Source organism: Actinoplanes sp. OR16 (genome assembly GCF_004001265.1).
Classification (GTDB): Bacteria; Actinomycetota; Actinomycetes; order Mycobacteriales; family Micromonosporaceae; genus Actinoplanes.
This window is the reverse complement of record NZ_AP019371.1, coordinates 8,591,846-8,611,411: the sequence shown is the minus strand read 5'-3', so window position 1 is coordinate 8,611,411 and position 19,566 is coordinate 8,591,846. Positions and strand designations below refer to the sequence as shown.

General features: G+C 71.6%; 17 protein-coding genes and 1 riboswitch. Of the genes, 13 read left to right on the top strand and 4 right to left on the bottom strand.

The window, feature by feature from the left end; translation table 11 throughout:
- Window positions 1-32 precede the first annotated feature (32 nt).
- Entirely contained in the window at window positions 33-806 is a 774-nt protein-coding gene (locus EP757_RS39690; RefSeq protein ID WP_127553472.1) for an exodeoxyribonuclease III, read from the bottom strand.
- 237 nt (window positions 807-1,043) lie between these two features.
- Here EP757_RS39690 and EP757_RS39685 point away from each other — a divergent pair, with 237 nt between their 5' ends.
- Window positions 1,044-1,676: a hypothetical protein gene (locus EP757_RS39685; RefSeq protein ID WP_127553471.1), complete on the top strand. Its 633-nt coding sequence runs from the start codon at window positions 1,044-1,046 to the stop codon at window positions 1,674-1,676.
- A 6-nt stretch (window positions 1,677-1,682) separates the two neighbouring features.
- Here the strand turns inward: EP757_RS39685 and EP757_RS39680 are convergent, their stop codons facing one another.
- Window positions 1,683-4,031, bottom strand: coding sequence for an EAL domain-containing protein (locus tag EP757_RS39680; protein WP_127553470.1), 2,349 nt, complete (start codon window positions 4,029-4,031; stop codon window positions 1,683-1,685).
- A 73-nt stretch (window positions 4,032-4,104) separates the two neighbouring features.
- Window positions 4,105-4,848 (bottom strand): universal stress protein, encoded by a 744-nt coding sequence (locus EP757_RS39675; protein ID WP_127553469.1) that lies wholly within the window; start codon window positions 4,846-4,848, stop codon window positions 4,105-4,107.
- A gap of 173 nt (window positions 4,849-5,021) precedes the next feature.
- Between EP757_RS39675 and EP757_RS39670 the strand changes: the two genes are divergently transcribed.
- Complete coding sequence (locus EP757_RS39670) at window positions 5,022-6,305, top strand: citrate synthase (protein WP_127553468.1); 1,284 nt, start codon at window positions 5,022-5,024, stop codon at window positions 6,303-6,305.
- An 85-nt stretch (window positions 6,306-6,390) separates the two neighbouring features.
- On the opposite strand, the gene EP757_RS39665 is transcribed toward EP757_RS39670, so the two are convergent.
- Window positions 6,391-7,956, bottom strand: a complete 1,566-nt coding sequence (locus tag EP757_RS39665; protein ID WP_127553467.1) for a gluconokinase — start codon at window positions 7,954-7,956, stop codon at window positions 6,391-6,393.
- Window positions 7,957-8,144: 188 nt separating this feature from the next.
- Here EP757_RS39665 and EP757_RS39660 point away from each other — a divergent pair, with 188 nt between their 5' ends.
- From EP757_RS39660 to EP757_RS39610, 11 genes are all read left to right on the top strand, one after another.
- Entirely contained in the window at window positions 8,145-8,636 is a 492-nt protein-coding gene (locus EP757_RS39660; RefSeq protein ID WP_127553466.1) for a SigE family RNA polymerase sigma factor, read from the top strand.
- Window positions 8,637-8,654: 18 nt separating this feature from the next.
- On the top strand, window positions 8,655-9,494 hold the full coding sequence (locus EP757_RS39655) for a hypothetical protein (protein WP_127553465.1): 840 nt from the start codon (window positions 8,655-8,657) through the stop codon (window positions 9,492-9,494).
- A 217-nt stretch (window positions 9,495-9,711) separates the two neighbouring features.
- Complete coding sequence (locus EP757_RS39650; protein WP_127553464.1) at window positions 9,712-10,125, top strand: hypothetical protein; 414 nt, start codon at window positions 9,712-9,714, stop codon at window positions 10,123-10,125.
- 92 nt (window positions 10,126-10,217) lie between these two features.
- Window positions 10,218-11,189: a hypothetical protein gene (locus EP757_RS39645; RefSeq protein ID WP_127553463.1), complete on the top strand. Its 972-nt coding sequence runs from the start codon at window positions 10,218-10,220 to the stop codon at window positions 11,187-11,189.
- Entirely contained in the window at window positions 11,186-12,694 is a 1,509-nt protein-coding gene (locus EP757_RS39640) for a peptidoglycan-binding protein (protein ID WP_127553462.1), read from the top strand. The genes EP757_RS39645 and EP757_RS39640 overlap by 4 nt, the downstream gene beginning before the upstream one ends.
- Entirely contained in the window at window positions 12,691-13,383 is a 693-nt protein-coding gene (locus tag EP757_RS39635; RefSeq protein WP_127553461.1) for an ABC transporter ATP-binding protein, read from the top strand. The genes EP757_RS39640 and EP757_RS39635 overlap by 4 nt, the downstream gene beginning before the upstream one ends.
- On the top strand, window positions 13,380-14,615 hold the full coding sequence (locus tag EP757_RS39630) for an ABC transporter permease (RefSeq protein WP_127553460.1): 1,236 nt from the start codon (window positions 13,380-13,382) through the stop codon (window positions 14,613-14,615). The genes EP757_RS39635 and EP757_RS39630 overlap by 4 nt, the downstream gene beginning before the upstream one ends.
- A 78-nt stretch (window positions 14,616-14,693) precedes the next feature.
- Window positions 14,694-14,815: riboswitch (cobalamin riboswitch) on the top strand.
- A 56-nt stretch (window positions 14,816-14,871) separates the two neighbouring features.
- Window positions 14,872-17,121, top strand: a complete 2,250-nt coding sequence (locus EP757_RS39625; protein ID WP_127553459.1) for a VWA domain-containing protein — start codon at window positions 14,872-14,874, stop codon at window positions 17,119-17,121.
- A gap of 116 nt (window positions 17,122-17,237) precedes the next feature.
- Window positions 17,238-17,837 (top strand): cob(I)yrinic acid a,c-diamide adenosyltransferase, encoded by a 600-nt coding sequence (gene cobO / locus EP757_RS39620; RefSeq protein ID WP_127553458.1) that lies wholly within the window; start codon window positions 17,238-17,240, stop codon window positions 17,835-17,837.
- Window positions 17,831-19,180, top strand: a complete 1,350-nt coding sequence (locus EP757_RS39615; protein WP_127553457.1) for a cobyrinate a,c-diamide synthase — start codon at window positions 17,831-17,833, stop codon at window positions 19,178-19,180. Before cobO ends, EP757_RS39615 begins: the two co-directional genes overlap by 7 nt.
- Window positions 19,177-19,566: a cobalamin biosynthesis protein gene (locus EP757_RS39610; RefSeq protein ID WP_197725477.1), complete on the top strand. Its 390-nt coding sequence runs from the start codon at window positions 19,177-19,179 to the stop codon at window positions 19,564-19,566. The genes EP757_RS39615 and EP757_RS39610 overlap by 4 nt, the downstream gene beginning before the upstream one ends.

The following is a 19,566-nucleotide window of genomic DNA, read 5'->3' as shown; positions in this document are numbered from 1 at the left end:
CAGGATCGACTCCAGCCTACGTGCTTCCCCGCTCAGTCCTTGATGTCGACCACGATCGGGGCATGATCGGAGGGGCCTTTCCCCTTTCTCGCCTCGCGGTCCACCAGGGCATCCTCGACCCGGGCGGCGACATCCGCACTGGCGTAGACCAGATCGATACGCATGCCCTTGTTCATGTGGAACATGCCGGCGCGGTAATCCCAGTACGTGAAGGGGTGATCGCCCTTGAGCGGCCGGGCCGGCACGTCGGTGAGCCCGAGCGCGCGCAGCTCGGCGAGCGCGGCCCGTTCCGGCGGGGTCACGTGGGTGGAGTGGGCGAAGACGGCCGGGTCCCAGACGTCGGCGTCGGTGGGCGCCACGTTGTAGTCGCCGGCCACCACGACCGGCCCGGCGGCGAGGTCGGGGACGAGCGCGGCGCGCAGGGCGGCGAGCCACCGCAGCTTGTACGCGTAATGCGGATCGTCAATCGTGCGGCCGTTCGGCACGTACACCGACGTGAACCGGATGCCGCCGCAGGTCGCGCTGATCGCCCGGGCCTCCGGATCGGGATAGCCGGGTTCGCCCTCGAAGCCCTTGCGCACGTCGGCGATCCCGGCCTTGGAGAGGATGGCCACGCCGTTCCAGCGGCCCTGCCCGTACTGCGCGGTCTCGTAGCCCAGCTCGGCGACCTCGTCCACCGGGAACGCGCCGTCGGCGACCTTCGTCTCCTGCAGGCACAGGACGTCCGGAGCGGTGCCGGCGAGCCAGTCGAGCAGGCGGGGCAGGCGAGCCTTTACCGAGTTGACGTTCCAGGTGGCGAAGCGCATCCGCCCAGGATGCCCCATTCAGTGCCGGCGGGGACCGACCGGGCCGCGCGTCGCGGTGACCAGGGCGGCGGCGAGGCCGGCCATCAGCACGAACAGGAGCAGGACGAGCACAGGACCACCTCCGAGGTGACGTGGAACACATCAGAATTCCGCCAGCGAATAATGCCGGACTTGGCCGCACGGCACCAGTCCTCCTGACAGGTTTGGCGTAAGACAGCCAGATCACGGGGGGCGAACATGGAAGTCCAAGTGCTGCCGGAGCTGCCGGCGAACCAGCTGAACGAGGCCTGGGAGTTCTACCAGGACACCTTCGCCGACCTCGGAGTCCTCGCGGTCAACCGGCACCTCATGTACCGCCACGAGTTCGACGAGCTGATGGCCGACAAACGGGCGGACAAGTACGTGGCGGTGGACGGCGACGGCGCCATCGTCGGGCTCGGGGTGATGACGAACGAGCTGGACGCGGTGTCGCTGATCTCGGCGCAGTACTTCGAGTACCACTGGCCGGACCTGTACGAGCAGCGCCGGCTCTTCTACGTGGTCTTCGTCGGCGCCCAGGCCGGCACCCGCGGCGCGGGAGTCTTCATCAGCCTGCTGCGGTCCATGTACGGCGCGATCGGCAAGGTCGACGGCAAGGTGTTCGTCGACATCTGCGCGTTCAACGAGGAGCGCAACTCGCTGCCCCGGATGATCGCGATGATCCTGGGCCGGGCCGCCGGTCAGGCGCAGCCCACCCGGCTGGACTCGCAGTCGTTCTGGATGTACGAGTTCCCGCCGCCCGGAACCGCGGTCCGCGAGGAACGCCGGACCGGGTTCCGCGAGCGCCGGGGAGGCCTGCCCGAGCGCCGCGGCGGCCTCCGGACCGGCTGAGAGCGATCACTCCGGCCGGCGGTGCCGGCCGTAGGCGTTCTCGTAGGCGGAAGCGCTGATCGCGGGGACCTCGGGAACGGGGCCCGCGATCACGCTCCGCCGCCACCGATCGGCGAACTCGCTCGCCGGCACCGCCGCGCCCCAGAGCCAGCCCTGCCCGTTCACCACGCCGACCGCCCAGAGCGCGTCCCGCTGCAGCGGCGTCTCCACGCCCTCGGCGATCACGGTGAGGCCGAGCGCGTGGCTCATCGCCACCACGGCGCGGACGATCTCGTCGTCCTCCACGTTCACGCCCAGGCCGATCACGAACGAGCGGTCGATCTTGACGCCGGTGACCGGGAAGCGGCGCAGGTAGCCGAGCGCCGAGAAGCCGGTGCCGAAGTCGTCGATGAGCAGCTTGACGCCGAGCTCACGCAGCTCGAAGAGGACCCGGGCGGTGACGCTGGACCCGTCCACCATGACGGATTCGGTCATCTCCAGGGCCACGCAGTGGGCGGGCACCCCGTAGCGCAGCATCTCGCCGGACACGATCAGCGGCAGCTCCGGCTCGCTGAGCTGGCGCGGTGACACGTTGATGGAGAGGTAGAAGTCGTCGCCGACGACGCCCTCGGAGCGCCAGACGCCGAGCTGGCGCAGGGCCTCCTGGCGGACCCAGGTGCCGATGCTGCCGATCAGGCCGGCGTCCTCGGCGATCGGGATGAACGTCATCGGCGGGATCGCGCCGCGTTCCGGGTGCTCCCAGCGGACCAGCGCCTCGGCACCGATCGGGATCCCGGTCTCCAGCCGGACCAGCGGCTGGTAGTGGACCCGCAGCTGACCCTCGGCGAGCGCCTGGCGCAGCGCCACCTCGAGCTCGATCCGCTCGCGGACCTGGTCGTGCATCGACGTGTCGAAGATGGAGGAGCGGCCGGGTCCCTCGCCCTTGGCGCGGTACATCGCGGTGTCGGCGTCCCGCATCAGCGCCTCGGCGGTGACCGCCGCGCGGGCCGCGTCGCCGGCCGCGTGCGAGATCCCGATCGACGCGCTGATCACCACTTCGGTGTCGCGGACCGGGAAGGGCCGGGCGAAGCAGCCGCGGATGTCGTCGACCAGGTGCAGCGCGCCGCCCTTCTCCCCGACGAAGGCGAGCAGGAACTCGTCGCCGCCGACCCGGGCCACCGGGATGTTCGCGGCCACCGCGTGCCGCAGCCGCCGGCCCACCTCGATGACCAGCTGGTCGCCGGTGTCGTGGCCCCACGAGTCGTTGACCCACTTGAAGCCGTCCAGGTCGAGCATGTAGACCCAGACCCGGTCGTGCCCCTCCGGGTCGACGATCGTCACCAGGCGCTCGATCTCGGCCGAGATGGAGACCCGGTTCGGCAGCGAGGTGAGCGGGTCGTGGGTGGCCTGGTGCTCGGAGCGCAGCTGCGCGGCGACCTGGGCCTCCACCGCGGAGGTGGCCCGGTGGAGCAGCAGGCTGACGACGAGCGCGCTGATCACGGCGACCAGCACCCGCGCCTCGGCGGTCTTGGTCCGGTTGGTCAGCAGCATCACCGGCGGCAGCAGCAGCGCCGGGGCCAGCATGGTGAGGCGCTGCCAGCCCCACTCCTGGACCGGGGCCTTCGCGGCACGGCTCATCTCGACGACCGACGGGTGCAGCGCCGCCACCCCGAGGGCGGTGTAGGCCAGCAGGTACGGCACGTTGTAGATCGGATCGGTGTAGATCTTCCCGCCCACGCCGGCCACCGCGTACGCGAAGTCGCCCGCGAACATCATCACCATCGTGCCGATCAGCGCGACCAGGCTGAGCGGCCAGGACTTGGCGGTGAAGGTCAGGTTGACGATCAGCAGCAGGACGATCACGTCGAAGAGCGGGTACGTGCCCTGGATCAGCGACACCAGGGCGGGCCGCCCGGTGGTGGTCGCGGCCGGGATCGCGAGGGTCAGCGTGGTGGTCATGCCGACGGCGAGGGTGACGATCAGGCCGTCCAGCACGGCGTGCCGGTCGAGGCTCTGCCGCTGGCGAAGCAGCATCGCCAGGAAGACGCCGAGCAGCACGTAGCCGCTGAAGCTGAAGACGTCGGCGACCAGCGGCCACGGCATGCTCTGCTCGGTGACGGTCGGCCGGATCAGCACGCCGATCAGGAAGGTGAGCGCGCCCGCGCCCATCAGCAGCCAGGCGGTGGGCGGCTCGGCACCCCAGCGGCGGGGCCCGAGGAAGCAGGCCGCCACGGTGGCGATGCCGAGGGCCACGAACGCGACGTTGCTGATCAGCGTGTCGGGGAAGAGCACGTAGAGAGCCGTGGCGATGACGCCGGCGGCAACCATGAGCTGCCACAGCCGGCGGACGATCACGGGCGGGAGTGCGGGTTGCACCGGACATTCCTCCCGAAGACCAATGGTGGATCAACGGTAGCAATCCGGGCGATTTACCAACCGGCGTTTGCGTTTACCAACCGGCGTGCGCGAAGACGGCCGGGCTGCAGCCGTGCCGCAGGACCTCGGTGGCGACCGAGCCGAGCCGCCGTGCCCCGCCCTCGCCGCGCGGTCCGAGAACGATCAGCCCGGCCCGCCGGGTGGCGCGGACCAGGGTGGGCCCGGGCGGCCCGGTGAGCACCCGCAGGCGGGCCGGGAAGTCCTCCACGATCTTCGCGACGGCGGGGGAGGCCTGCCCCGACCGCGTCACCTCCACCGCGATCAGCTTGCTGCCGCGCAGCGCCGCCTCGGCCGCGGCGAACCGGAGCGCCACCAGCGAGAACTCCGAGGAGTCCAGTGCCGCGACCACCGGTCCGGTCGGCGGCCGGGGCCCGCGCGCGAGCGCCACCGGGCACCAGGCCCGGGGCACGAGATCGCGGACCACCGAGCCGGCGCCCAGCAGCGCGAGCCCGTCACCGCCGACGACGAGCAGGCAGGCGCGGCGGCTCATCTCGGTGAGGATCCGCAAAGGGGGGCCATCCCGCAGTTGTCCCCGCGCGTCGACGCCCGGTGTGGAACGCTGGGCGTAGGCGACCGCCTCCTTCACGACGCGAGAGGCGGCCCCGCGAGCCGGGGCGTAACCGGTGGTCTCATGCCAGGTGAAAGCATGGATGATGTTCAACGCAGACCCGCGGGTGACGGCCTCCCGCGCGGCCAGCCGGACCGCGGCGCGACCGGCTGCGGACCCGTCGACTCCTACCACGACAGGATCTTGCATCGGTCCTCCCGTAACAAAGCCGCAATATACCGACCATTGTCTATGGTGCAACGGCCCATACGTACTGGTGACCAATGCCTCAACAGATGGCTACCTGATGACCCATTCAGGTTGAGGGTTTACGGTGAACGGCAAAATCTTTGGGACATCTGCCGGTGAAGTGAGGGAAATACATGACGGATGTCAAGCTCGACCACCCGGGTGGCCAGCTGTCGATGTCGGTACGCGAGGCCGTCGACGGGCCGGGCGGCATCGACGTCAGTGCGCTTCTGAAGGAGACCGGCTACGTCACCCTCGACCAGGGGTTCGTGAACACGGCGTCGACCACGTCCGCGATCACTTACATCGACGGTGACCAGGGCATTCTGCGTTACCGCGGCTACCCGATCGAGCAGCTGGCGGAGAAGAGCACCTTCCTTGAGGTGTCCTATCTGCTGATGAACGGCGAGCTGCCGACCGCGGCTCAGCTGCGGGACTTCGCGGACAAGATCCGCGTGCACACGCTCCTGCAGGAGGAGATGCGCACGTTCTTCTCCAGCTTCCCGCGTGACGCGCACCCGATGTCGGTCCTCTCCTCGGCCGTCACCGCGCTGTCGACGTTCTACCAGGACTCGCTCGACCCGCTCGACGAGGAGCAGGTCGATATCTCCGCAATCCGCCTGATGGCGAAACTTCCGACGATTGCGGCGTACACCTACAAGAAGTCGATCGGCCACCCGCTGCCGTACCCGGACAACTCCCTCGACTACGTCGAGAACTTCCTGCGCCTGACGTTCGGCCTGCCCACGCTGCCGTACGACGTGGACCCGAAGGTCGCGAAGATCCTCGACATGCTCTTCATCCTGCACGCCGACCACGAGCAGAACTGCTCGACGTCGTCGGTGCGGCTGGTCGGCTCCGCGCAGGCGAACCTGTTCGCCTCGGTCTCGGCCGGCATCAACGCGCTCTCCGGCCCGCTGCACGGCGGGGCGAACGCGGCGGTGCTCGAGATGCTGGAGCAGATCCGCAAGGACGGCGGAGACGTCAACGCGTTCGTCACGCGAGTGAAGAACAAGGAAAAGGGCGTCAAGCTCATGGGCTTCGGCCACCGGGTCTACAAGAACTACGACCCGCGCGCCGCCATCGTGAAGAAGGCCGCCCAGGACGTCCTCTCCACGCTCGACACGCCGGACCCGCTGCTGGAGATCGCCTTCAAGCTGGAGGAGATCGCCCTCTCGGACGACTACTTCATCTCCCGCAAGCTGTACCCGAACGTCGACTTCTACACCGGCCTGATCTACAAGGCCATGGGCTTCCCGACCAAGATGTTCACGGTGCTGTTCGCGATCGGCCGCCTGCCCGGCTGGATCGCCCAGTACCGCGAGATGATGGTCGACCCGGCCAACAAGATCGGTCGTCCGCGCCAGATCTACACCGGTTCCCCGGTCCGCGACTTCGTCGCGATGGACCAGCGCTGACAGTTCTCCTGAGACGCCCTGCCGGATCGGTTCCGGCAGGGCGTTCTCTTTCTCGTACGGCGGAAGTCCCGTGGCCGCGCGCTGATCAGGAACGGACGGCCTTCTCGGTTCCGGGAAGCGGCTCGGGCGCCAGCTTGTCGAGCTCGGACACCACGTCGAGGACCGCGAGCGCCGACCGCTCGACGAGCGGCCGCAACTTCCGGTAGAACGCCGCGTCGTCCGGGGCCGGCGGGGTGTGCCGGCTGATCGGCACGAGCGCCGCCGCCTCGTCCAGATCCGGGAACTCGCCCAGGGCGTGCCGGGCCAGCAGGCAGGCGCCCAGCGCGGTGCCTTCCGGGGTGTCCGCGACGGCGACCGGCAGGTCCAGCGCCGACGCCAGGATCCCGACCCACAGCTCGGACGCGACGGCGCCGCCGGTGGCCCGGATCTCGGTGACCCCGTGCCCCTCCGCGTCGAACGAGTCGCGCACCAGCGCCAGCTGCTGGCAGACGCCCTCCACGGCGGCCCGGACCAGGTGCGGCCGGGTGTGCTCGCGGCGCAGTCCCAGGTAGGCGCCGCGCAGCCCGGGACGCCACCACGGCGCCCGCTCGCCCAGCAGGTACGGCAGGCAGAGCAGCCCCTCGCTGCCGGCCGGAACCCCGGCCGCCTCCATCAGCAGCGCCGCGTCCCGCTCGTCGGCGTCCTCGCCCTCGGCCCCGGGGCGCTCGAACCCGGCGGCGAAGCTCTCCCCGGCCCAGCGCACCACCGAGCCGGCGTTGTTCACCGCCCCGCCGATCACCCAGCGGTCCTCGGTGAGCGCATAGCAGAACAGTCGTCCCGCCTCGTCGCTGGTCGGCCGGTCGACGACGGTGCGCAGGGCGCCGCTGGTGCCGAGCGAGACGGCGGCGACGCCGGCCGGGGTGGCGCCCACGCCGAGGTTGGCCAGCGGGCCGTCGGCCGCCCCGACGATCAGCGGGACGTCGGCGGGCAGCCCGGTCGCGCGGGCCACCTCGCTGCTCAGGCGCAACGACGTCGTCGTCGGAACGACCTCCGCCAGTTGCTCCACCCGTACCGATGCGATCTGAAGGGCCTCGGGATCCCACTGCCGTGAGTGGATGTCGTAGAGGCCCGTGCCGGAGGCGACCGACAGGTCGACGACGAACGGGCCGTCCGTGAGCGCGGCGACCACCAGCTCCTTGACACCACCCCAGCGCGGCGTCTCGCGCAGCGTGCCCGGCTCGTTCTCGGCGAACCAGGCCAGCTTCGTGAGCGGCGACATCGGATGGACCGGCGTCCCGGTACGCGCCTGCAGCGCCCGGTTGCGGCCCTCGGCCACGATCCGCTCGCACTGCTCCGCGGCCCTCCCGTCGGCCCAGGTGATCAGCGGGCCGAGCGGCTTGCCGTCCGCCGACATCGGCACGAGGGCGTGCAGGAACGCGCTGAGACCGATGGCGATCACCCGGTCGCCGTTCTCCCGGCAGGCCTTCGCCACGTCGACGAGAGCCTTGATCGCGGCGGCGGTGAGCTGTTCCGGGTCGAGTTCGGCACGTCCCGGCCCGGGCACCGACAGCGGATAGTGCACGCTGGTCAGCGCACGGATCTCGCCGCGCGGCCCGGCGGCGACACCCTTGGTGGCGGTGGTACCGGTGTCGATCCCGATCACGACGTCCATGCGTGGCCTCCCTCGTCGGTGTCCTCGGCCTTACCCGGCGGACATCCTTTCGTATCGCGGTGTGACCGGGCCGGTGCGGGCGATCGGCACACTGCCCGGAGAAAATTTTCCGCCGATCCGTGCAACCCTCCCGTCGGGCGACGGTGTCGTACGCGTGTCATCGTCAGCGCGGACAGGAAGGACGGCTCTTGACCCGGGGGGACGATCGGGAGTTCCACGATTTCGTGGAGGCCCGGATGGATCGGTGGCGGCGCTCCGCGTACCTGATGTGCCAGGACTGGCACACCGCCGACGACCTCGTGTCCATCGCGGTCACCAAGCTGTACCGGCATTGGCGTGACGTGCGCCGGGCGGACAACCCGGAGGCGTACGCGCAGAAGGTCCTCACCCGCTGCTGGCTCAACGAGCGCCGCCGTCCCTGGCGGCGCGAGTGGGCGGCGGAGCGGTTGCCGGACCGGCCGGCCGTGGCACCCGACCAGGTGGCCGACCGGGACTCGCTCGGGCGGCTGCTGCGGGCGCTGGCCCCGCGCCAGCGTGCCGTGCTGATCCTGCGGTTCTACTACGACTACTCCACCGAGCAGGTCGCGGAGATGCTGGAGGTGTCCGTGGGGACGGTGAAGAGCCAGACCGCGCGGGGATTGCAGACGTTACGGCTCAGCGCGGAGGCGCTCCGTGGTTGACGTCGGAAGGAGGAGACCATGTTCGACGAGATGATCGGCGAGCCGCCGCCCAGCCGGGTGGACGTCGCGGCGATCGTGCGGCGGGAGCGGCGCCGGCGGACGGCGCTGCGGACCACCGGCGCGGCCGGCGCGGTCCTCGCCGTCGTGGTGTCGGCCGGTCTGCTGCAGCAGGCGCGCGGCCCGGCGACCGAGGAGCCACTGGCGCTCCCCTCGTCGCCGGCTGCCGCTCCGCAGGGTTTCCGGCTCGCCGCGGAGGACCGTCTCTCCGCCGAGGCGACCGCGGCCACCCTGCGCGGGGTGCTGGACGAGGCGGTGCACCGGGTCGTCCCGCGTGCCACCTGGTTCCGGCAGGACATCGACGGGCATCCGCCGGCCGACGGCGAGCCGCCCGTGCTGATCGGCAGTGAGAAGACGCCGAAGGCGGACCAGCCGTTCGCCGGCGGCACCGGCATCGCGGTGTCCGGCCGGGAGGGCGTGTTCACCCTGCAGATCCTCTCCACCAGGCCGTGCGCGGACCCGTCCAACCCGAAGTGCGCGCAGGAGAACGAGAATCCGGAGCTGGAGCAGAAGCAGCGTGACGAGCTGCTGCTGACCTGCCAGCCCCAGGTGAAGGACTGCACCGACGGCACCGGGGTGGACGGGCGGCGCTTCCTGGCGCAGACCGTTCCCGGCGAGGACGGCGAGGTGACCCACGAGGCGCGGCTGCAGCTGGCCGACCGCCGGGTGCTGACGCTGAGCGTGAGCAACCTCGTCTCGTCCGGCGGTGGCAAGGCCGGTGTGTCGCAGGCCACTACGCCGGTGTCCCGGGACCAGCTCGGCGAAGTCGCCGCCCTGGTCGGAGCCCGCATTCTTCCATGATCGGAAAAGGAGTGTCAGAAATGCTGCTAAGTATTCACCAGCTTCTATGAGAATACTCTTGTGACATTGTCACATCGATGGCACAGTGACACCTGGCGCGCCAATCGGTAAAGATCGGCATGCGAGCGGGGGCTCACTTTGCAGAACTTAATACACGGGCTACCTTCTCGCCTGCCCGCGAGAAGGGGATCACGTGTCAATCAAGAGGTCATTCGGAATGGCTGCGGCGTCTCTCGTCGCCATTGCAGCCGGTCTATTCGCGACGTCCGCCCCGGCAGGGGCCGCCGCCCGTGACATCGGCAGCGGCGGGGTCAACTCCCGCTGTGACTCGTCGCCGTACCTGCTGTGTCTCTTCTACTCCGGGAACTACTCCGGGGCGTACTGGGGCACCAGCTCGTACGTGGCGAACCTGTCGAACTCGCGCTTCATCTCCGGCACCGGTAGCGGCGCCGGCCAGGTCGTGCGGAACAACGCGGCGTCGATGTCGTGCGACACGTCGGTCGCGGGCAACCTCTGGTGCTGGAGCTACTACAACACCAACCGCGGCGGCAACGTCGACTACCTGCTGCCCCAGCGCAGCGGGAACCTCTACTACACCTGGAACGACGAGGCGTCGGTCGACATCTTCTGACCCTCGTCCCGCTTGAGGTGAGGCCGGTGCTGTGCCCATTGGAGCTGGGCACAGCACCGGTCCGCCCAAACTAGCACCGAGGGAGAACGGTCATGTCGCGACCGAAGCGACTGCGCTTCGCCGTGCCCGGAATCGCCGCATTGATGCTGACCACAGCGTTGACAGGCTGTTCCTCGGACGCGGCCGCACCCGGAACGGGACCCGGCGCCGCGCAGCCGGCGGCGGCCGGGGCGTCGCTGCCCGCCGCCGACGGGGAGATCGTGCTGCCGATCGACGCGTACGCCTTCACGTTCCCGCAGATGTCCCAGCTGGACCGCGCCCGGCAGACGCTGGTCCGCGACTGCATGCAGCGGTTCGGTTTCACGTACCCGTTCGACGCGGCCCGGATGGAGGAGCGCGAGCGTGGCCTGGTGCTCGACTTCGGGGTCTACGGCAACAAGCGGCGGTACGGCCCGACCGATGCGGGCGACGCCGGGAAATACGGTTACCACTCGCCGTCCGACATCGAGATCGGAAAGCCGAAGATCGATGTCGCCAAGGAGAAGGAAAACGGATCGGCGGCGCAGCAAATGGTCCTGACCGGAGAGGGTCCGGACGGAAAATCCGCACCCGATTCCGTCGGCGGGCAGAAAATTCCCGAGGGCGGTTGTGTCGGTGAGGCGGACACTCAGATCAGCCCGCAGAACGCATTGGGCGACGCCGGGCCGGTGAGTCAGATCGCGCGCGACTCGTTCGACCGTTCGCTGGCCGATCCGGAGGTGACCGCCGCGTTCAAGGAATGGTCGTCCTGCATGTCCGGAAGTGGTTACAACTACCCGACGCCCAAAGAGGCCGGCGGCGATTTCAGCACCGACACCGAGAAGGTCTCGGCAAAGGAGATCGCGGCCGCGAAGGCGGACGTCGCGTGCAAGGAGAAGTCCGGGCTGATCGCGGCGTGGCAGGGCTTCGAGGTGGCGTACCAGAACGCGCAGATCGAGAAGAACGCGCAGAGCCTGCAGGCGGCGAAGGCGGAGCGGGACGCGCAGCTCAAGCGCGCCGCAGAGATCGTCGCCAAGGGCTCATGACCGCTGACGACACGGCCGTGCTGGAGGCGGGCGGCGGGCCACGCCGCTCGCCGCTGGCCCGGCGGCAGCGTGCGCTCACCACGGTGGCCCTGGTCGCCGTGGTGGCCTCCACCGGCGGGCTGATCGCGGCGACCCAGATCAAGAGCCCGCAGCAGGTCGCGGCCGAGACGCAGGCGCCGCCGGCGACGCTGCTGACCGCCGAGGTGGTCCGCAAGAGCCTGGACACCACCGTGGTGATGCGCGGTGAGCCGGTCCGCGGCCGGGAGTACACGTTCACGCCGAACTCGGTGGCCCGCACCGCGTACGGACCCGGGGGAGACGTCATGGTCGTCACCGCGGTCCGGACCAAGGTGGGCGCCACGGTGAAGCCGGGGAAGGTGCTGCTGGAGGTCTCCGAGCGCCCGGTCTACGCGCTCCCAGGCGCCTTCCCCGCCTACCGTGACATGCTGCCCGGCCAGCGCGGCAAGGACATCCGGCAGTTGCAGGAGGCGCTGCGCGACCTGGGCTACCGGATCGGCGACAAGCGCGGCGTCTTCGGCTCCGGCACGGAGAGGGCGGTCCGCAGGTTCTACGAGGACCGTGCCTACGCGGTGCCGCTGACCAGCGCCTCACCGGCGGACGACACCTCCGCAGGCGCCAAGCCGGCCGTCGCGCGGGCGGACGGGACCGGGCTCACCACCGTTCCGATCGCCGCGGGCCTCGACGCGACCGGAGTCGCCGCCGTCCCGATCGCCGCGGCCGGGCCCGCCGCCACCTGGTCCGCGAGCCCCGCTCCTCAGCCGTCAGTCACGTCCACCCCGGATCCCATCACCCCCACCGGTTCCGGCAAGGGCGTCACCGCGGCCGGTCCGGACTCCACCAGCACGCCTTCGCCCACGGCCTCCAGCACGCCCGCCGTGCGCGAGAAGCCGATGGTGCCGATGTCCGAGGTGGCGTTCCTGCCCACGCTGCCGGCCCGGGTCTCCCGGCTGCCGGTCCGGGTCGGCGACACCGTCGGCCAGACCCTGATCGGCTTCACGTCCGGCGGGCTCTCCCTGATCGGCAAGCTCGACCCCGCGTCCGGCAGCCTCGCCGAACCCGGCATGCCCGTCACGGTCCTCTCCGAGGTGAGCGGCTTCGAGGAGGAGGGAACCATCGGCAGCGTCGGCAAGCAGGTCACGAAGGACGAGGAGACCTATCTCCCGGTCCGCATCGACCGGGCCGGCGGCTGGCCCGCCGACCTCGAGGGCGACGACCTGCGGATCACCGTCACCACGGCGAGCACGGGTGGCGAGGTCCTGGCCGTGCCCGAGGCGGCGATCTCCTCGTCGGCGGACGGCCGGACCACCGTGACCGTCGTGGAACCGGGCGGCGAACAGCGGCAGGTGATCGTCCAGCCCGGTGTCTCGGCGGCGGGTCTCGTCGAGGTGGAACCGGTCGACGGCGGCGGCCTCGAACCCGGCGACGCCGTGGTCACCGGCTTCGACGCCGGCCAGGTCGCTCCCGAACCCGGTAAGAGCGAATGACGGCTCCGGTCCTCGACCTCGACCGGGTGTCCCGGGTCTATCCGGGGCCACCGGCCGTGGCGGCGCTGCGCGAGGCGACCCTGCGGGTGGAGCGGGGCGACTACCTGGCGATCGTCGGTCCCTCCGGTTCCGGCAAGTCCACCCTGCTCAACCTGCTGGGGCTGCTGGACCGGCCGTCGTCCGGCGTCTACCGCCTGGACGGGGTGGACGTGTCGGGTCTCGCCGAGCGGGAACGGACGGCCCTGCGCGGTGGCCGGATCGGGTTCGTCTTCCAGTCCTTCCATCTGCTGCCGCACCGCACCGCCGTGGAGAACGTGATGCTCGCCCAGGTCTACAACGGCCGGCCGCGGCGGCGACGCCGGCCGGACGCCCTCGCCGCGCTGAGCCGGGTGGAGGTGGGGCATCGGGCGTACGCGCTGCCCACCACCATGTCCGGCGGTGAGCGGCAGCGGGTCGCGATCGCCCGCGCGCTGGTGAACGAGCCGGCCATCCTGCTCTGCGACGAACCCACCGGCAACCTGGACTCGGCGACCTCGCTGCGGCTGCTCGGACTCTTCGACGAGCTGCACGCCGCCGGCCTCACCATCGTGGTGATCACCCACGACGCGACGGTGGCGGAGCGGGCGCGGCGGGTGGTCCGGATCGTCGACGGCCGGATGGACGAGCTGCCCGCCGGGACCGTCCGGTGAGGTTCCGCCGCCGCCGGGCCATCCCGGAACGGTCCGTCTTCCACCTGCCGGACCTGCTCGCCGAGGCGATCGCCGGCATCCTGCAGCGGCCGGCCCGCTCGGTGCTCACCACCCTCGGCACGATCCTCGGCGTGGGCGCCTTCGTCGCCGTTCTCGGCCTGACCTCGACCGCCACCGGGCAGATCGGCAAGCACTTCGACGCGCTCGCCGAGACGACGGTGACGGTGACCGACGCGGGGGAGAGCGGCGTCAGCTTCCCGCGCGACGCCGACCAGCGGATCAACCGGCTCAACGGGGTGGTGGCGTCCGGCGTCTACTGGAACGTGCCGCTGCGCCGCCCGGTGATCGGGTCCGCGCCGGGCGTCCGCGCCGGCTCCCGGGCCGACGCCGCCGACCTGCCCGTGTACGCGGCCTCCGCCGGCGCCCTCGAAGCGGCGAACGCGACGGTCCGCACCGGACGGCTCTTCGACGCCTTCCACGACGGGCGCGCCGAACAGGTCGTCGTGCTCGGCCCGGCCGCCGCCGGCCGGCTCAACATCCACCAGCTCAGCGGCCGTCCCGCGGTCTTCATCGACGGCCGCCCGTTCACCGTCGTCGGCATCATCTCGGACACCGAGCGGCTACCCGAGCTGCTCCTCGGCATCGTGCTGCCCCGGGCCACCGCGCAGGAGCTCTACCCGGCGCCGGACCCGGCCGTGAACCCGGCCAAGATGGTGATCGAGACCCGGCTCGGCGCGGCCCAGCTGATCGCCCGGCAGGCCCCGGTGGCGCTGCGCCCGGACGGGGTGAGCCTGCTCCGCGCGGTGCCGCCACCCGACCCGCGCAGCCTCCGCGACGACGTCGACACCGAACTCTCCGGTCTGTTCCTGGCGCTGGCCGGGATCTGCCTGGTGATCGGCGCGGTCAGCATCACCAACACGACGTTGGTCGCGGTGATGGAACGAGTCGGCGAGATCGGCCTGCGGCGGGCGCTGGGCGCGCGGCCCCGGCACGTGGCCGGGCAGTTCCTCACCGAGTCGACGGTCCTCGGCGCGCTCGGCGGCCTCACCGGGACCGCCCTGGGCGTGGCGGTGGTGCTCGCGGTGGCGCTCGCCCGGGAGTGGACGGTCATCCTCGACCCGGTCACCGTCCTGCCCGCGCCGGTGATCGGCGCGCTGACCGGGATGCTGGCCGGGCTCTACCCCGCGCTGCGAGCCGCCCGGACCGAGCCGTCCGAGGCGCTGCGCCGCTGACCTTAGCGATCGTCGTCACCAGGGCCCGCGTTGACGCGTACCCCGCCGGTGAGAAAGAGTGATCCGCGAGCGGTAGCGGAGGAACCCGGTGCGAGTCCGGGACGGTCCCGCCACTGTGACCGGGGAGCGAACCGCCACGGCAGCCACGGCAGACGGCCGGAAGGCGCGCGGGGAACGTCGATCCGGGAGTCAGGAGACTCCGGCCGCTCGGTTGTGCCGGCGCGCGGGCGTGGACACCCGTGCAGAAGGGATCCCCGTGACTACTCCGTACCCGTTCTCGGCCGTTGTCGGCCTCGACGACCTGCGCCTCGCGCTACTGCTCACCGCGGTCTCCCCGGCGGTCGGCGGGGTGCTGGTGCGCGGCGAGAAGGGCACCGCCAAGAGCACCGTCGTCCGCGCTCTGGCCGGTCTCCTGCCGGGGATCCGCACGGTACGCGGCTGCCGCTTCGCCTGCGACCCGGCCGCTCCCGACCCCAACTGCCCGGACGGCCCGCACGCCGCGGGCGACCCGGTCACCGAACGCCCGGCGAGCCTCGTCGAGCTCCCGGTCGGCGCCACCGAGGACCGGGTCGTCGGCACCCTCGACATCCAGCGGGCGCTCAGCGACGGCGTGAAGGCGTACGAACCGGGCCTGCTCGCCGCCGCCCACCGGGGTGTCCTCTACGTCGACGAGGTCAACCTGCTCCCGGATCACCTCGTCGACCTGCTCCTGGACGCTGCCGCGATGGGCCGCGCCCACGTCGAGCGGGACGGCGTGTCGGTGAAGCACGCGGCCCGTTTCCTGCTGGTCGGCACGATGAACCCGGAGGAGGGCGAGCCCCGCCCGCAGCTCGTCGACCGGTTCGGCCTGGTCGTGAACGTGGCGGCGCCCCGCGACGCCCGCCAGCGGGCCGAGGTGGTCCGTCGGCGTCTGGCCTACGAGGCCGGCCCGGACGCCTTCGCCGCCGGTTACCAGGCCGCCGAACAGGATTACGCCGCCCGGATCGCCGCCGCCCGCGCCGTGCTCCCCGCGGTGGCGCTGCCCGACGCCGAACTGGACCGCATCGCCCGCGTCTGCCTGGCCTACGGCGTCGACGGCATGCGCGCCGACATCGTGGTGGCCCGCTGCGCCGTCGCCCTGGCCGCCTGGAACGGCCGCACCGCCGTGACCGCCGACGACGTCCGCGACGCCGCCCGCCTGGCCCTGCCCCACCGCCGCCGCACCGACCCCCTCGACCCGCCCGGCACCGACGAGGAGAGACTGGACCAGGCCCTCGCCGAAGCCGAACGCCAGGCCCAGGAGGACGCAGCGGACTCTCCGGACGACGACCCGGACGGCGGCGGCTCACCCGATGGCGGTGGTCCTTCAGGCGGAGGCCCCGACCCCCAGGACCCCAGGGGTACGGACGGAAGCCCCGCCCCCGGAAGTCCCGCCGCACAGCCGCCGTCATCGGATTCGCCGTCCGCGGAGTCCTCCCCCTCGGAGTCCTCTTCCAGGGAGTCGTCGTCCTCGGAATCCTTGTCCTCGGAATCCTCGCCTTCTGCGTCCGGCAAATCGCCTATTTCCGAAAAGTCGGGCGCGGACAGTGGCGCAGAGGCAGACGCCGGAGCAGGAGCGGGCACACGAGCAGGAGCAGAGACGGGCGCGGTGGCAGCGGCCGGCCAGGCGTATCGAACCCGAACCCTCCGCATCGCAGCCCGAGGTGAAGGCGGCCACGCCGGTCGCCGGTCCCCGGCCTTCGCCCGCCGGGGCCGCGTGGTGGGAAGCCGCGCCCCGGTCGGCAAACTGTCCGGCGCCCCTCACCTGCCCGCGACGTTGAGGGCAGCCGTGGAGCGGGCAGCAGTGGAGCGAGCAGCAGTCGAGCGAGCAGCCCCGCCCGACATTTCGGAAATGTCGGGCGGCAGCGCGGCGGGGATGCGCGTACTGCCCCGGGATCTGCGGGAAGCCGTGCACGTGGGCCGTGAGGCCAACCTCGTCCTCTTCGTCGTGGACGCGTCCGGCTCGATGGCCGCCCGCAAGCGGATGACGCTGGTCAAGACGGCCGTCCTGTCGTTGCTGCGGGATGCCTACCAGCGCCGGGACCGGATCGGGATGATCACGTTCCGGGGGAAGGACGCCGAGGTGGTCCTGCCGCCGACGTCCAGTCATGAGGTCGGCGTGATGCGGCTGGCCGCGCTCCGGACCGGCGGGCGTACGCCGATCGCGGCCGGACTGCGCGCCGCCGCCGCGACGATCGCCACCGAACGCCGCCGTGATCCACGCCGCCGCCCGCTGCTGGTCCTGGTCACCGACGGCCGCTCGACGAGCGGGCCGGATCCACTGCGGATAGCGTCGGCGCTGAACGGCGTGGCGAGCGTCGTGGTCGACTGCGAGTCCGGCCCGATCCGTCTGGGCCTGGCCGCGAGACTGGCGGCCGCCCTGAAGGCCGACCTGATGCCGCTCGACCGGCTCCAGGCCTCGATCCGGACCGCTTCTCAGGGGACGGCGGGAGGCGCAGCCGACCGCGCCTACCGCCGCGCGGCCTGATCCGCCGAGGATCGGCGGAACCGACCTGGCCGCCTAGGACGCCGAAGGGCGCGAGGACCGGCTGACAGACGTTGATGCGGCGGGACGTTCACCCGTACGACAAAAGGGTTGTGAAAATGCCTCAAGGTAAAGTCTCCGTCACCCCCGATGACGGCCTGACCACGCGTCAGCGCAGGCGGCAGGCGGTGTTCGCGGTGCACACCGGCGCGGGTAAGGGCAAGAGCACCGCCGCGTTCGGGATGGCGCTGCGGGCGTGGAGCGCGGGGTGGCCGATCGGGGTGTTCCAGTTCGTGAAGTCGCAGAAGTGGAAGGTCGGCGAGGAGACCGCGCTGAAGGCCCTCGACGGTGTCAACGGCACGCCGGTGACCTGGCACAAGATGGGCGAGGGCTGGTCCTGGATCCAGCGGGCCGGTACCGAGCGGGACCATGCCGCGGAGGCCGCCGAGGGCTGGGCGCAGATCAAGCGGGACCTCGCGGGGGAGACCTACAAGTTCTACGTGCTCGACGAGTTCACCTATCCGATGAAGTGGGGCTGGGTGGACGTCCAGGACGTGATCGAGACGGTGAACAACCGCCCGGGCACGCAGCACGTCGTGATCACCGGACGGGACGCTCATCCCGATCTGATCGCCGCGGCCGACCTGGTCACCGAGATGACCAAGGTGAAGCATCCGATGGACGCGGGACGCAAGGGACAGCAGGGCATCGAATGGTGAACCGTGTCGTGATCGCGGCGCCGGCCTCCGGGCACGGCAAGACCACCGTGGCGACCGGGCTGCTCGCGGCGTTCCGGAGGCGGGGGATGGTGACGGCGCCGTTCAAGGTCGGCCCCGACTACATCGATCCGGGCTATCACGCTCTCGCGGCGGGCCGCCCGGGACGCAACCTCGACCCGGTGCTGGTCGGCGAGGAGTTGATCGGGCCGCTGTTCGCGCACGGCGCGCAGGGCGCCGACATCGCGATCGTGGAGGGCGTCATGGGCCTCTACGACGGGCGTACCGGCGCCGGCGAGACCGGGTCGACCGCGCAGGTGGCCGAGCTGCTGCAGGCGCCGGTGATCCTGGTCGTCGACGCGGCCGCGCAGGGGCGTTCGGTGGCCGCGCTGGTGCACGGTTTCCGCAGCTTCGGCACGGTCCGGCTGGCCGGCGTGATCCTGAACCGGGTCGGTTCGGACCGGCACGAGCAGATCCTGCGGGACGCCTGCGAAGAGGTCGGCACACCGGTTCTGGGCGCGCTGCGCCGGTCCGACGCGGTCGCCGCGCCCTCCCGGCATCTGGGTCTCGTGCCCGCCGCGGAACGCCGTGCCGAAGCCCTGGCCTCGGTGGACGCCCTCGCCGCGCTGATCGCCCACTCCGTCGATCTGGACGCGGTGGCCGCTGTGGCGCGGTCGGCGCCGCCTCTCGCGGCGACCGCCTGGACCCCGCGGAGCCAGGATCCGGTTCCGGGCCGTCCCTTGGTCGCCCTCGCCGGTGGTCCTGCCTTCTCCTTCTCGTACGCGGAGACAGCCGAGCTCTTGGCAGGAGCCGGCGCCGAGGTGGTCACCGTGGACCCGTTGCGCGACGAGAAACTCCCCGGCGGAACCCGTGCGCTGGTGGTGGGCGGCGGATTCCCCGAGGTCTACGCGGCCGAGTTGTCGGCGAACGAGCCGCTGCGAGCGTCGGTGGCGGCCCTGGCGCAGTCCGGCGGCCCGATCGCCGCCGAGTGCGCCGGCCTGCTCTGGCTCTGCTCGTCGCTGGACGGCAAACCGATGTGCGGGGTGATCGACGCGGAGGCGGCGATGACGCCGTCGCTGACCCTGGGGTACCGCGACGCGGTGGCGCTGGCGGACAGCCCGCTCGCGGCGGCCGGCACCCGGGTCACCGGGCACGAATTCCACCGGACCACGGTGCATCCGCGGTCCGGGGTGCTGCTGTCGCCGGCGGCCGGGGCGGCGTGGGCGTGGCGGGGCGCCGACCCGGAGGGTTTCGCCGGTCCGGGCCTGCACGCGTCCTACCTGCACCTGCACTGGGCGGGGCATCCGGCGATGGCGGCCCGGTTGGTGCGCGCGGCGGCCGGATGATCGCGATCGGCATCGGTTGCCGCAGCGGATCCCGCTTCCCGGATCTGTCCCGTGCGGTGACGGTGGCTCTCCGCCGCGTCGGCCTCGAGCGCGCGCACGTCACGGTGGTGGCCACCCTGGATCAGCGTGAGCCGATGATGCGGGAGGTGGCGGCGTTCTTCGGCTGGGAGACCAGGGGGTTCCCGGCCGCCGTGCTCGCCGGGGTGCGCGTCCCGACCCCCAGCGCTGTCGTAGCCGCCGCGGTCGGGACCCCCGGTGTCGCCGAGGCCGCCGCCCTCCTCGCCGCCGGGCCGGGGAGTTCCCTGGTCCTGACGAAGACGATCGTCGGACCCGTGACCGTGGCCGTCGGCGCGGACGTGACGTCCGCGCCGTTCAGCGAGCGTTGA